The sequence below is a fragment of the Pseudomonas sp. H11T01 genome, from assembly GCF_048515765.1.
GTDB lineage: Bacteria > Pseudomonadota > Gammaproteobacteria > Pseudomonadales > Pseudomonadaceae > Aquipseudomonas.
The window spans coordinates 28182-41659 of the sequence record NZ_JBLYED010000007.1; the positions used below are offsets into that span (position 1 = coordinate 28182).

Genomic DNA, 13478 nt, shown 5'->3' on the forward strand with positions numbered 1-13478 from the left:
TAGGTAAACGTTGGGCGCATTTTTGTGTGATGTCAACACCTACCTTCCAGTTGGCAGGTTGGCGAAGCTGCGAGTAGAATCCGCCTCATCGACTGGATGAGTTGAGGAATTGAGCTTGAGCGAAAACGCGCGGGAAGCCATCTTGGCGGCTGCGAAAACGGCAGCGCAGAGGCACGGATACAACGGCATCAATTTTCGAAGCATCGGTGAAGCGGTGGGAATCAAGAACGCGAGCATCTATTACCACTTTTCGAGCAAGGCCGACCTCGGTGCCGCAGTCGCTGCACGCTACTGGCAGGACACCGCTAGCGTTTTGGAAGCGATACGCGAATCGAACTCCGATCCGATTCGTTGCCTGGACCTCTACCCGTCAATCTTTCGAACATCGTTGGAAGACGGCAACAGGCTTTGTCTGTCCAGCTTCATGGCAGCGGAATACGAAGACTTGCCCGAGGAGGTTCAGCGCGAGGTCAAGGCGTTTGCAGACACCAATGTGGCCTGGCTAACGAAGGTGCTGGCAGACGCCGGAATGGGCAGCGCAGAAAGCTGTGGCCGACGTGCCCGCGCTATTTACACCGCCGTTGCCGGGGCTCAATTGATTGCGCGGACCCGGCTCGATATTGGCCTGTTTGACGAACTGATCCTCAGCTACCGGGAAGCGGGACTGATTCCGACACTACAGGCCTGACGCGCCATGGCCGCTATCGACCCAAGCGGACGCTAACGTTTGAATTCAGCGGACGCCGAAGGCGCTCCGCTGGACTGATTTGTTAGAACTCATTTGGGTAGTGTCAGCAAGAAGTTGTCGGCAATTTCAAAAAGGCACCCCAATGTGTTTTTTGGCCACGTCAGCCGACGTGGCCGGTCACCCGGGCGCATAGCCTTGTCAGCTGTTCGGCCAGATCGATCACGCGGCGTGGTGCGTCGGGGCGCAGGTGTAGCGCGATTTCCAGTGCCGCCAGTTCGGGGAACGACTCGGCTACGCCCAACCGTCGGTGGCCGGGCAGTGCAAGTCGCGAGGGGAGCACGCTGACGCCCAGACCATCGGCGACTGCTGAGCGCACGCTCGCGAGGCTCGCGCTGCTGTAGCCGATGCTCCAGCGTCGGCCGGCGCTCTCGAGTGCGTGGATCATTTCATCGCGATACAAGCCGCCAACCGGAAACACTACCAGTGGCAGCGGGTCGCGCTCGTACGTCGGCTCGCTGAGGCTGTCGAACCAGGCGAGCGGTTCGGGCCAGGCGGCGTGCCCCACAAACTGTCCCGGGCGCTGTTTGACCAGCACCAAGTCGTAGTCACCTGCACAAAACTGTTGCCATAGCGTGTTGCTGAGCCCACTGCTGATCTCAAGCCTTATCGACGGGTGCGCGCGTGCGAAGGCGCCAAGCGTCGGCGTCAGTAAGTCTGAGGCGAAGTCTTCTGGCACGCCGATGTGCACCTCGCCCTGTGCGTGGCCCTTGCGTAACTCTTCCACCACTTCTTCCATCAGCCCCAGGATCCGGCGCGCATAGCCGAGTAAGCGCTCGCCGTCTTCGGTGGTGACGACATAGCGCCCGCTGCGATTGAGCAGTTCGCAGCCGAGTTGTTCCTCAAGTCGCTTCAACTGTTGGCTGATGGTCGACTGGCTCAGGTGCACGCGCTCACCGGCGCGCGTGAAGCTGCCGCTCTCTACCACCGCGACGAAACTCTTGAGCAGCAACGGATCGATCAGCGTCGAAGTCATTACGTTTCCCACTAGTTGTCATTCGAACATTTCATTTCCGAATAATAGCACCCGCTCTTAATCTTGCCGAACAGCGGCTGATGCGGCCTGCTGACCAGAATCCCCAAGGTAAATGTGATGACAAGTGACGTGACGCTGATGCAGGTGATGCTGCCGAGCCCGCACCCGCAGCGGTTGGAAAGAAGTGCGCGCCATGACTGACCGCGTAGCGGCTTGCATCGCCACGGACGTGTCGCGCGCGGGTGAGGTATCACTGGCCGCACTGGTGCTCCTGGTGCTACTCGGCTTGAATTTGCGGCCATTCTTGACTTCGGTCGGGCCGGTGCTCGATCTGGTGCGCGCCGACATTGGCCTCGATTTTCGCGCCGCCGCGATGCTGACCACCTTGCCCTTCGTGCTGATGGGCCTGATTGCCTTCATTGGCATCGGTGTCGCACGTCGCTTCGGCGAGCGGCGGGCGCTGGCCGGCGCATTGTTGTTCTTGATGCTCGGATGCGCGTCACGCGCCGTGGTTAAGGACGGAGCGCAGTTGATCGCCAGCGCCGGTATCGCCGGCACCGGCGTGGCTGTGATCCAGGCCTTGATACCGGGTGTCGCCAAACGTTGGTTTCCTGAACGGATAGCGATGGTGATGGGGCTCTACTCGGCGGCATTGGTCGGCGGCGGGGCGCTTGGCTCGCTGGCAAGCACGTGGCTGAATGCGTATGGCGGCTGGAGGTTAGGGCTTTCCATGTGGGCGTTGCCAGCGCTTGCTGTGCTCTTGCTTTGGCTGGTGTGTGCGCCACGCACTCCGCCGACAGCCGTTGGCGGACCTGCACCGGTCTTGACCGGCAGCTTCTTCAAGAATCGGCGTGCGTGGCAGTTGGCCGCTTACTTTGGGCTCACCAATAGCGGCTACTCAAGTCTGGTGGCCTGGCTACCGTCCTTCTACCAGCAACAAAACATGAGCCTGCAGGCCTCGGGCAACTTGCTCGCGTGGTTGGCGATGTTCCAGGCGACGGCGGCGTTCGCGATGCCGATGCTCGCCCGCCGCAGCGCTGACCGGCGCGGTGCCTTATGGCTGACGATCGCGTTGCAGGCCGCGGGTTTCGCCGGCTTTGCGCTTGCCCCCAACGCAGCGCCGTGGTTGTGGGTCGCACTTGCCGGTTTCGGCCTCGGCGGGTTCTTTTCGCTCAGCCTGATTGTCAGCCTCGACCACTTGTCCGGCGCGCAAGCGGCCGGGACCTTGGCGGCCTTCGTTCAGGGTATTGGTTTCTTGCTCGCATCGAGTGCTCCCTGGTTGATCGGCTGGTTGCGCGACTCCGGAGGGAGCTTCATCACCGGCTGGTGGCTGCACATTGGAGTGCTCGCAGCGATGGCGGTGCTGACGATCAAGTTCTCCCCGGCGAGCTACCGACACAGCATGCGAGAAGTGTGAACTTGGTTAAACAGAACGACATGGCCGAATACAGGGTCGGCCCCTTTTAAAACCTCAGTACCATTGTGCTTACGGAGAATAATATGAAGAAGCTCGCAGTTTCAGTTGTTCTGGCCTTGGCCGCCAGCGGCGTATACGCGAAAGACTTGCAAGTCATTCGCTTCGGCGTTGACCCCACTTACGCCCCGTTCGAGTCGAAGGCGCCCGATGGCAAGCTTGTGGGCTTCGATATCGATCTTGGCAACGCGATCTGCGAAAAGCTGAAGGTCAAATGTGTATGGGTCGAGAACTCCTTCGACGGCATCATCCCGGCGCTGAAAGCCAAGAAGTTCGACGGCATTCTTTCTTCCATGAGCGTGACCGAGAAACGTCAGGCGCAGATAGCCTTTTCCGACAAGATCAGTAATGTCCTGCCCCGTCTCATTGCGAAAAAAGGCTCCGTTCTTCTGCCAACAGCCGAATCCCTTCAAGGCAAGCGTGTAGGGATTGAGCAGGGCTCCACGCAGGAAACCTATGCCAGGACTTACTGGGCGCAGAAAGGCGTCACCATAACGACGTACCAGAACCAGGACCTGGTTTACCAGGACTTGGTGGCCGGCCGCCTGGATGCAGCGCTGCAATCTTCAGTCCAGGCTGATTTAGGTTTTTTGAAAACCGAGAACGGACGTGATTTTGCTTTTGCCGGCCCAGAACTGCGCGATCCAAAAACCCTCGGTGTGGGTGCGGGGATTGGTTTGCGCAAGGAAGACAATGAACTTCGCGAACAGATCAATGGGGCGCTTGCCGAGATTATCAAGGACGGAACTTATCAGACGATCTCCAATAAATACTTCTCCTTTGATGTTTACAACTAATAGATTTTAAGTCGTTTACGACTCCAGGCTTTTGCGGCATTCAAAAACAAGAAAAATACTATTGAACACGATAGGCAGCATCGGCTGCGCTATCGTATTCAAGGAGAGTGCAATGTCCTTGGTAGACTATGGGCCGCTGATTGCGAGTGGCACCTGGATGACACTAAAACTGGCCATATTATCGCTGCTGGCCTCAGTACTGATTGGTTTGGCAGGCGCCAGTTCCAAGTTGTCAGGTAATCGGTGGCTGCGCACTATTGCCACCCTCTATACCACGCTGATACGCAGTGTTCCGGATCTGGTGACCATGCTGTTGCTGTTCTACAGCATTCAGATACTCCTCAACCAGGTCACCGAAGGGCTTGGAATGGATCAAATTGATATTGATCCCTTCCTCGCGGGTGTAGCGACGCTCGCGTTTATCTACGGTGCTTATTTTACCGAGACCTTCCGCGGTGCTTTCCAGGCGGTCCCGCGCGGTCAGACAGAGGCGGCCATGGCCTATGGCCTCAGCCCATGGCAGGCGTTCTATCGTGTTTTATTCCCGCAAATGATGCGTTTTGCCTTGCCTGGTATTGCCAACAACTGGCAGGTCATGATCAAGGCGACCGCACTGGTGTCCATCATCGGTCTGTCCGATATCGTCAGGGCCACCCAGGATGCCGGAAAGAGCTCTATGCAGCTGTTTTATTTCACCGTGATCGGTGCACTGATTTATCTCTTCATTACCACTGTCTCGAACGGCGTCTTGATATGGCTTAAGCATCATTACTCTGTCGGCATTCGGGAGGCTGAACTGTGATCGCTATTATCCAGGAATATTGGCAAGCGTATTTGTGGTCGGACGGTGCTAACTTTTCCGGTCTGGCAATAACCTTGTGGCTGCTGGTGCTGTCGATCGCGATCGGATTCGTGCTGTCGGTGCCGCTGGCCGTGGCGCGCGTGTCAAAAAACCGGTTTATCCGGATTCCAGTCTGGTTTTACACCTATGTGTTTCGTGGCACGCCGCTCTATATACAACTGTTGATCATCTACACCGGTGTTTACAGCTTGAGCGTGGTGCGCGAGCACGAGTTCCTCGACATGTTCTTTCGCGAAGGCTTCAACTGCACGGTGTTGGCGTTCGCGCTCAATACCTGCGCCTACACCACGGAAGTCTTCGCTGGCGCGATCAAGTCGGTGCCGTACGGCGAGGTAGAGGCGGCCCGGGCCTTTGGCATGTCGAAGTTCACCCTGTACCGCCGCATCATCCTGCCCTCGGCGCTGCGTCGCGCGCTGCCGTACTACAGCAACGAGGTGATCATGATGCTGCATTCAACCTCGGTGGCGTTTACCGCCACGGTTCCCGACCTCCTGAAGGTCGCCCGCGACGTCAACTCGGCGACCTATGCGTCGTTCGAGGCCTTCTTCATCGCCGCACTGTTGTACGCGGTGATTGCGCTGTCGCTTGTCTGGCTATTTCGTCGCGGTGAAACCCGCTGGCTGGCCTTCCTGAAACCCCAGGCCGCCTGAAGGCCGCATACGCAGGGACAAAACCATGTACAAACTGACCGTAGACGATCTGTACAAGAACTATGGCAACCACGAGGTGCTCAAGGGCGTGTCGATCAAGGCCAAGGCAGGCGATGTGATCAGCATCATCGGCTCCTCAGGTTCCGGCAAGAGTACCTTCTTGCGTTGCATCAACTTCCTCGAGCAGCCGTGCGCCGGGCGAATTACGGTGAACGCCGAGGAAATCCGCACCGAGAAGGATAAGAACGGTGGGCTGCGCGTGGCCAACCAGAAGCAGCTGCAAAGTATGCGCGCCAAGCTGTCCATGGTATTTCAGCACTTCAATCTGTGGGCGCACATGTCAGTGCTGGAAAACGTTATCGAGGCGCCGATGCATGCGCTTGGCCTCAGCCGCGATGAGGCAGTGGCCCGCGCACGCAAGTACCTGGCCAAAGTCGGCCTGCCGGCCAGCATGGAGGCAAAGTACCCGTCGCACCTGTCCGGCGGCCAGCAGCAGCGTGTGGCGATCGCCCGGGCCTTGGCGATGGAGCCGCAAGTGATGCTGTTCGACGAGCCGACCTCGGCGCTCGACCCCGAGCTGGTCGGCGAGGTGCTGAAGGTAATGCAGGCCCTGGCCGAAGAGGGGCGGACCATGGTGGTGGTGACGCACGAGATGGCCTTTGCCCGCGAGGTGTCCAACCACGTGATCTTCCTGCACCAGGGCAAAATCGAGGAAGAAGGCAACCCGGAGCAACTGTTCAAGCACACCAAGAGTGAGCGCCTCAAGCAGTTCCTTGCCGGCAACTTGAAGTAGCCCTTTTGGTGACACCGTAAACAGTGCCCCCGTTGGCTATCTGGCGGCGGGGGCGCGCTCAAACAGTGATGAGGTTCAAATGCTCAAATCGTTCTGGTTGCGTAATGTCCGCCCCTATGGCGGCGAAATTGAAGACATACAGGTTGTTGAGGGTCGTATCGGCGATCGTCAGCCAGCCAGTGGCAATCCAATCACTGACTCTGACCTTGACGGGCAAGGTCAATTGCTCGTTCCGTCACTGGTAGAAAGCCACATTCATCTGGACAAGACCCTGTGGGGGCAACCCTGGCGGCCGCACAGCGCAGGCCCAAACCTTAAAGCGCGCATAGCGAATGAGCGTCAAGTCCTGCGTGAGCTCACATCGCCGATTGCCGAGCGAGCGGGTGCTCTGCTGGAGCAATGCATCGCACGCGGCTCACTGATGTTTCGCTGCCATGTAGACGCCGATCCCGAGTTGGGCATCAAGCATGTGCAAGCCATGTTGGAGTTGCGCGAACGCTACGCCGACCTGGTTGATATTGAGTTCGTCACCTTCCCTCAGGTGGGCCTGGTCAACCGCCCTGGGGTTGAGGCATTAATGCGAGAAGCCCTGGAGCTGGGGGTTGAGGTAGTAGGGGGGTTGGACCCCTGCGGCATAGACAATGATCCCATCGCGCACCTCTCGATCCTGTTCGAGCTCGCGGACACGTTTGATCGCGGTATCGATATCCACCTGCATGACGGTGGGGAGCTGGGGCTCTGGCAGATTGCTCGCATCATTGACTTCACAGAGCGCTATCAGCGACAGGGGCGAGTCATGATCAGCCATGCCTTTTGCCTGGGCATGAAAAACTGGGCTCAAGTGCTCCCGTTGGCTGAACGGTTGGCGGCCAATCGAATTTCACTCATGACCACGGCGCCCGCTGATATTGCCATACCGCCCTTTGCTGAAATGCTTTCGTCCGGGGTAAACGTCTGCCTCGGTTCAGATGGCATTCGGGACGCATGGACCCCAATGGGCAATGGCGACATGCTTGAACGCGCGATGCTGCTCGCATTGCGCTGCGGCATGAGAACGGACCCTGAAATCTGCGCAGCGTTCGAAGCCGCTGCCAGCAATGGGGCTCGGGCACTTGGGCGAAGTGATTACGGATTGGCAACGGGGCAAACAGCCAACTTATTGTTGCTGCCTGCGCAGACATTGAGTGAAGCCGTTGTGGCTCGTCCGCTAGCGCGGACGGTGATCAGCCGCGGAATCGTCGTGGCGAAAAATGGCAGGCTGCTCCAGAGCCGCTTGTGACTCAAAACACGCTCCCACGGATGTTTTTCCAATTGCCCCAGCCTGAACCGGATGCCCTGTATGACACATCACTACGACGTGAACGCCCCCCTCAACACAGTAGACCTGCTGATCGAGCACGGCGTGGTCATCACCGTGGACGACCAACGGCGCGTCATTAAGGACGGCGCAGTGGCCGTGCTCGGCAACCGCATCGTAGCGGTGGGGCGCACGGATGAACTGCGGGCTCGATTCACTGCGGAAAAAATCATCGATGCACGCAACAAGGCGGTGCTCCCAGGCTTGATCGACAGCCACGCCCATGCCGGCCACGCCATGCTGAAAACCATCGGCGGCGGGGAGGGCGATGCCTGGATGGAGGCTTGTCAGACCATCTACACCTCGGCCTCCGGAGTCGAGTTCTGGGAGGCCGATGCCAGGTTGTCGGCGCTGGAGCGGCTGAAATGCGGCACCACCACCGGCGTGTCGCTATTGGGCGGAGGCGATTCGATCATGCGGGTCGACGACCCGGTTTACGCGCAACGCCACGCCCAGGCTATCGCCGAAATCGGTACCCGCTCGGTGGTGGCCGTTGGGCCGTCGCGGCCGCCAGCGCCGCGCACCTACCTGGACTGGTCGACCGAACCGCCCACTCGGCGCGACGTCAATTTCGAGACCATGTTCGAGGTCTGCGAAGAAATCGCCAGGAGCTGCGACGGTATGGGTGACGGCCGGGTGCGCATTGCCATCACGTTGCCGGTGTACGCGCCACAATACGAGCCCAGCCATTGGGAGCTGGCACCTCTGTTCCGCCAGCAAGCACAGGATTACCTGGCTCTGGCCCACCGCTATGGCCTTACGTTCACCCAGGATGGCCACCGCGCCGGTACGCTGGCGCTGGCCCACCGCGAACTGGGGCTGCTCGGCCCGACATCCTTCATGTCGCACTGCATTGACCTGACCTCGGAAGACATCGCCCTGTGCCGCGAGACACAGACCAAGATCGTGCACAACCCGAGCGCCATCATGTCGATCCTGGGTCGCTGCCCGGTACCGGAACTGATCGAGGCCAATGTAACCGTCGCCCTCGGCTCCGACGGCGCCGCCCCAGACCGCGGTTACGACATGTTCCGCCACATGTTCCAGTGCATGCATTACCACCGCCGCCATTTCCGCGACCCGGACATCCTGCCGCAGGGCAAAGTGCTGGAAATGGTCACTATCGACGCCGCCAAGGCACTGTCGATGGAACATGAGATCGGCTCGCTGGAAGTCGGCAAGAAAGCCGACATCATTCTGATCGACCTGTTCAAACCGCACCTGATGCCGATGAACATGCCGGTCCACCGTGTCACTTGCTTCGCCAACGGCGGGGACGTGTGTACCACCATCGTTGATGGCAAGATCCTGATGGAAGACTACGTCGTACGCGCCGTCGACGAGGCTGCTGTGCTGGCCGTGGTGCAAGAGGAGTCGGAACGCATGCTGGACCGTAGTGGCTTGCGCCATCTGACAGAAGAATCGAAAAACCTCTGGCGGGCGGCACGGTATCACGCGGCAGGTTGAGTAACGCGGCTGAAAATGCCGGCTCAAGCGCTTGTCGTGCCAGCCTGTCGCGCAACGATGCGCACAGGCTGGCTTACCCACCGCCAGGGTTAGGGGTTTGACAGTTTCTAATAGTGGTGAGGTCGTGAGCACAGTGCCACGGCACTCATCACTCAGAAGCGAGCGCGGCGCCCCCCCGTACCTGTTGGGTGTCAGCGACCGTCTGGCGACCCACCTTGAACCATGCGGCGTACAGCGCCGGAACGAAGAAGATCGTCAGTAGCGTCGCCACGGTAAGGCCGCCCATGATCGCAATTGCCATCGGCCCCCAGAACACACTGCGCGTTAGCGGGATCATTGCAAGCACAGTGGCTAGCGCCGTCAGCATCACCGGACGGGCCCGATGAATGGCGGCATCCAGCACAGCATTCCACGGGTCGCGCCCTTCAGCGATCTCGATTTGTACTTGATCGATCAGGATCACCGAGTTGCGCATGATCATGCCACCCAGTGCGATGATGCCCAGGATCGCGACGAAGCCCAGCGGCGACTGGAACACCAGCAGCGCCGGCACCACACCGATCAGGCCCAGCGGCGCGGTCAGCACCACCATCCACATGCGGGAGAAGTTCTGCAGTTGCAGCATCAACAGCAGAAGGATCGTGATCATCATCAGCGGGGCCACCGCCAGCAGCGCCTTGTTGGCCTTGTCACTTTCCTCAACCGCTCCGCCCACATCTATGCGGTAACCGGTTGGCAGCTTCGCTTCGATGTCCTTAAGCAACGGCTGGATCTCCTGCGTCACCGACACACCTTGCTCGCCATCCTTCACGTCGGCACGCACCGTGATCGCCATGTCGCGGTTGCGGCGCCACAGCACCGGCTCTTCCAGTTCAGCGCGCACCTGTGCGACTTGTGACAGCGGCACTACCGTGCCCTGGCGCGTGTAGAGGTTGATGTCTTTGAGTGTGTCGAGGCTCAAGCGCTCCTCAGGCACGGCACGGGCCACGATGTCGATCAGGTCCTCGTGCTCACGCAGCTGCGACAGGGTTGCGCCGTTCAGCACGGTCTGGGTCGCCAGCGACACGTCGGCCGGCGTGAGGCCAAGCGCGCTCGCCTTGTCCTGATCGAGCTCCACTTTCAGCGTGCGCACCGGGTCGTTCCAGTCGAGCTGGAGGTCGCGCACCTTCGAGTTGGACGCAACCACCTTCTCCACGTCGCGGGCGATCTTGCGCACTACCTGGGTATCGGGGCCTACGACGCGGAACTGCACCGGGTAGCCGACAGGCGGCCCCAACTCGAGGCGGGTCACGCGCACCCACGCCTGCGGGAATTGTTGGTCAGCCGAGGTCACCAGCCGCGCACGTACCCGCTCGCGTGCATCCAGGTCCTTGGTCATCACAACGAACTGGGCAAATCCCGGATTCGGCAGCTCGGGGTTGAGCGAGAGATAGAAGCGCGGTGCGCCGGCGCCGGTGTAGGCGGTATAGAAACGCACGTCCTCGTCCTTCGCCAGGATCTCCTCCATGTGCTTGACCTGCTCGGTCGTTGCGGCGAACGAGGAGCCTTCCTTGACGCGCAGGTCAATGACCAGTTCAGGACGCGAACTGTTGGGGAAGAATTGCTGCGGCACTAGCTTGATACAGGCCAGAGCAAGCGCCAGAGCGCCAAACGTCGCACCGATGACCACCCAGCGGCGTTCGATGGCGGCGTCGATCAGGCAGCGCAGGCTGCGGTAGAACTTCGTGTCATACATATCACCATGCTGGTGCTTGCCCAAGTCGTTGGGCAGCATCTTCACCGCCAGATACGGCGTGAAGATGCCGGAGCAGATCCACGAGAACAGCACTGCGGCACCGACGATCCAGAAAATGCCACCCGCGTACTCACCGGTGGTGGACTTCGAGAGGCCGATCGGCAGGAAACCCACGACAGTGATGAGTGCGCCGGTCAGGCGCGGCATGGCGGTGGACTGATAGGAGAAGGCGGCCGCCTTCACGCGGTCCATGCCGGTTTCCATCTTCGCCACCATCATCTCGATGGCGATGATGGCGTCATCCACCAGCAGTCCCAACGCGATAATCAGCGAGCCGAGCGAGATACGCTCCAGGTTCCAGCCCATCGCCAGCATCACCAGCGCCACGCCGCCCAGCACCAGCGGCACTGTGGTCGCGACCACGAGGCCGGCACGCCAGCCCAGGCTGGCCAGGCTCACCGCGATCACGATGATCAGTGCCTCGGCCAGCGCGTGCGCGAAGTCGTGGATAGCATCCTTCACCGTGGTGGGTTGGTCGGCCACGAGCTCCAGCTCCACGCCGTGCGCAAGTTCCGACTGGATCTTGGCAACTGCCGTGTCCATCGCCTTGCCAAGGTCCACGATGTTGCCGTCGCTGGTCATCGTGATGCCGAGCATCAGCACTGGCTGGCCGTTGTGGCGTACCGTGTAGGTGGGCGGATCCTCGAAGCCGCGCGTGACGGTCGCGATGTCGCCGAGCTTGATCTGCCGGCCGCCCGCGGCGATAGGCACGTTGCGGATAGCCTCTTCGCTGGCGAACTGGCCGCTCACGCGCACCATGACGCGGTCGCCACGGGTGTCGATCTGGCCTGCGGGCAACATGGCGTTCTGGCTCTTGAGGCTTTCGGCGATGGCCAGCGGTGTAATGCCCAGCGCTGCCAGGCGCTCGTGCGAGAACTCGACGTAGACACGCTTGGCCTGCTTGCCGATGAGATCGATCTTCTTGACCATCGGCACCTTCAGCATCTGGCGCTTGATGTCCTCGGCCGCGTCCGACAGGTCGGCGTGGCCGATGCCGTCGCCCTTGACGGCGTACATCAGGCCATACACGTCGCCGTACTCGTCGTTCAGGATCGGGCCGATCACGCCGTCAGGCATCTCGAGGCTCAGGTCGTTGAGTTTCTTGCGCGCCTGGTACCAGGCCTCGCGCTGGTCAGCCTTGGAGGTGCCGCCGCGAACGGTGAGCGTCATGCCCGCGTAGCCTTGGCGCGCGTAGGTGACCACTTTCTCGAAGTTGTCGATCTGCTCGAATTTCTTCTCCATGCGGTTGAGGACCTGGTCCTGCAACTGCTGGGCGGTGGCGCCCGGCCAGATGACCATGGCGGTCATGGAGGGCACGGAAAAGTTCGGATCCTCGAGCTGACCGAGCCTGGTGAAGCTGAAGGCGCCGGCCACCGCGACGAGGATGAGCATGAACAGGACGATGGCGCGATGGCGCAGCGCCCAGTCGGTGAGGTTGAAGTTGTTCATCGGGTGGCCTGCTGCGTGGTGTTCGCGTCAACAATCGCCGCGCCGGGAAGCGCGACCTTCAGTCCGGACGCCATCTTCTGCACCCCGGCGGTGACGACCAATACGCCGGCCTGCGGCCCGGAGACGAGTACCTCATCATTGCGGTAGCCCCACACCGCCACACGCTCCAGTTCGACGATGCCTACCGAATCCTTGCCCGTGGGCGTGACCACCCACAGCGCCGGCTGGCCGCCGTTTTGCGTCAGGGCCGTAGCCGGCACCGCCGCCGCCGAGATACTGGTCATCACCCGCTCGGCCATTACCGTGGCGGTGGCGCCCAGCGGCAGCGCGTTCTCAGGCTTCAGCCGCGCACGATAGGTGCGCGTCTGCGTTGCGGCCTGGGGCGCCAGCTCGCGCAGCGTGACATTGAAGGTCTGGTTCGGCGCACTGGCCAGCGAGGCCTTGAAACGCGCCTCCTTGAAGACGGACAGCTGATCCTCGGGCACATCGACGACGATCTCGGATTCATCCGGATTCGCAACCGAGACAACCGGTTGGCCCTCCGCCACGACTTGCCCGGCCTCAACGCGCACAGCCGTGACGACGCCGCTACGCGAGGCGCGTAGCACGGTGTACTTGAGCCGGTTGCGTGCGAGCTCGAGCTTTCGCGCCTCGGCCTCGGCGGTCGCATGCGCGGTCTGGGCTTTTGTATGTGCACGCTCGTCGTCGGCCGCACTGACCGAGCCGTCAGCCTTCAGCGCGGTCAGGCGCTGGCGGTCCGAATCGGCCTGGCGCGTCTGCTCGACGGCAACCGCCCACTGCTGTTGTGACGCTTCTTCAGCGAGGCGGTAGTCGCTGTCGTCCAGCACAGCCAGTATGTCGCCCTCGCGCACAAACTGGCCGACATCGACCTTGCGCTGGGCTACCTTGCCGCCCACGCGGAAGGCCTGGTCGACTTCATGCCGCGACTGTACGGTGCCGACGTAGCGACTGACTTCGCGGGCATTGTCGTAGCTGATTTCAACGGTGCGTACCGGCCGTGGTGCCTGCACGGTGGGCTGGTCCGGGCTACACGCGGACAGCATGACGGCTACGGCCAAGGCGCCGGCCGCAGTAAGGGAATTCTTCAAGGCG

The 13478-nt window shown here is 60.8% G+C and carries 11 protein-coding genes; 8 read left to right on the forward strand and 3 right to left on the reverse strand.

Translation table 11 applies throughout. From position 1 onward, the window contains the following. Window positions 1-115: 115 nt before the first annotated feature. The gene (locus ACN1C3_RS11160) at window positions 116-688 is read left to right on the forward strand and encodes a TetR/AcrR family transcriptional regulator (RefSeq protein ID WP_419115869.1); all 573 of its coding nucleotides are present in this window, start codon (window positions 116-118) and stop codon (window positions 686-688) included. A gap of 160 nt (window positions 689-848) precedes the next feature. Here the strand turns inward: ACN1C3_RS11160 and ACN1C3_RS11165 are convergent, their stop codons facing one another. After that, window positions 849-1721 (reverse strand): LysR substrate-binding domain-containing protein, encoded by an 873-nt coding sequence (locus tag ACN1C3_RS11165; protein WP_419115870.1) that lies wholly within the window; start codon window positions 1719-1721, stop codon window positions 849-851. A 193-nt stretch (window positions 1722-1914) separates the two neighbouring features. Here ACN1C3_RS11165 and ACN1C3_RS11170 point away from each other — a divergent pair, with 193 nt between their 5' ends. The 7 genes from ACN1C3_RS11170 (at window position 1915) to ACN1C3_RS11200 (ending at window position 9121) form a co-directional block, all read left to right on the forward strand. Next, entirely contained in the window at window positions 1915-3138 is a 1224-nt protein-coding gene (locus ACN1C3_RS11170; RefSeq protein ID WP_419115871.1) for a cyanate transporter, read from the forward strand. A gap of 83 nt (window positions 3139-3221) precedes the next feature. After that, the gene (locus tag ACN1C3_RS11175) at window positions 3222-3992 is read left to right on the forward strand and encodes an ABC transporter substrate-binding protein (RefSeq protein ID WP_419115872.1); all 771 of its coding nucleotides are present in this window, start codon (window positions 3222-3224) and stop codon (window positions 3990-3992) included. A 112-nt stretch (window positions 3993-4104) separates the two neighbouring features. After that, window positions 4105-4794: an ABC transporter permease gene (locus ACN1C3_RS11180; protein ID WP_419115873.1), complete on the forward strand. Its 690-nt coding sequence runs from the start codon at window positions 4105-4107 to the stop codon at window positions 4792-4794. Next, on the forward strand, window positions 4791-5504 hold the full coding sequence (locus ACN1C3_RS11185) for an ABC transporter permease (RefSeq protein ID WP_419115874.1): 714 nt from the start codon (window positions 4791-4793) through the stop codon (window positions 5502-5504). Before ACN1C3_RS11180 ends, ACN1C3_RS11185 begins: the two co-directional genes overlap by 4 nt. A 25-nt stretch (window positions 5505-5529) precedes the next feature. Further along, window positions 5530-6297, forward strand: a complete 768-nt coding sequence (locus ACN1C3_RS11190) for an ABC transporter ATP-binding protein (RefSeq protein ID WP_419115875.1) — start codon at window positions 5530-5532, stop codon at window positions 6295-6297. Between the two features lie 79 nt (window positions 6298-6376). Then, window positions 6377-7576, forward strand: a complete 1200-nt coding sequence (locus ACN1C3_RS11195) for an amidohydrolase family protein (protein ID WP_419115876.1) — start codon at window positions 6377-6379, stop codon at window positions 7574-7576. Window positions 7577-7636: 60 nt separating this feature from the next. After that, window positions 7637-9121 carry an amidohydrolase family protein gene (locus ACN1C3_RS11200; RefSeq protein WP_419115877.1) on the forward strand — a complete coding sequence of 495 codons (1485 nt, stop codon included), beginning with the start codon at window positions 7637-7639 and terminating at the stop codon, window positions 9119-9121. A 148-nt stretch (window positions 9122-9269) separates the two neighbouring features. Here ACN1C3_RS11200 and ACN1C3_RS11205 read toward each other — a convergent pair whose 3' ends face one another. Together ACN1C3_RS11205 and ACN1C3_RS11210 are read right to left on the reverse strand one after the other, a co-directional pair. Further along, window positions 9270-12365 (reverse strand): efflux RND transporter permease subunit, encoded by a 3096-nt coding sequence (locus tag ACN1C3_RS11205; RefSeq protein WP_419115878.1) that lies wholly within the window; start codon window positions 12363-12365, stop codon window positions 9270-9272. Further along, window positions 12362-13474 (reverse strand): efflux RND transporter periplasmic adaptor subunit, encoded by a 1113-nt coding sequence (locus tag ACN1C3_RS11210; RefSeq protein WP_419115879.1) that lies wholly within the window; start codon window positions 13472-13474, stop codon window positions 12362-12364. Before ACN1C3_RS11210 ends, ACN1C3_RS11205 begins: the two co-directional genes overlap by 4 nt. Window positions 13475-13478 lie beyond the last annotated feature (4 nt).

Bases quoted from the DNA above. Each gene is read 5' to 3' on its own strand.
- ACN1C3_RS11170 (WP_419115871.1), top strand. From the start codon at position 1,915: ATGACTGACCGCGTAGCGGCTTGCATCGCCACGGACGTGTCGCGCGCG.
- ACN1C3_RS11205 (WP_419115878.1), bottom strand. From the start codon at position 12,365: ATGAACAACTTCAACCTCACCGACTGGGCGCTGCGCCATCGCGCCATC.
- ACN1C3_RS11190 (WP_419115875.1), top strand. From the start codon at position 5,530: ATGTACAAACTGACCGTAGACGATCTGTACAAGAACTATGGCAACCAC.
- ACN1C3_RS11200 (WP_419115877.1), top strand. From the start codon at position 7,637: ATGACACATCACTACGACGTGAACGCCCCCCTCAACACAGTAGACCTG.
- ACN1C3_RS11195 (WP_419115876.1), top strand. From the start codon at position 6,377: ATGCTCAAATCGTTCTGGTTGCGTAATGTCCGCCCCTATGGCGGCGAA.
- ACN1C3_RS11165 (WP_419115870.1), bottom strand. From the start codon at position 1,721: ATGACTTCGACGCTGATCGATCCGTTGCTGCTCAAGAGTTTCGTCGCG.
- ACN1C3_RS11180 (WP_419115873.1), top strand. From the start codon at position 4,105: ATGTCCTTGGTAGACTATGGGCCGCTGATTGCGAGTGGCACCTGGATG.
- ACN1C3_RS11175 (WP_419115872.1), top strand. From the start codon at position 3,222: ATGAAGAAGCTCGCAGTTTCAGTTGTTCTGGCCTTGGCCGCCAGCGGC.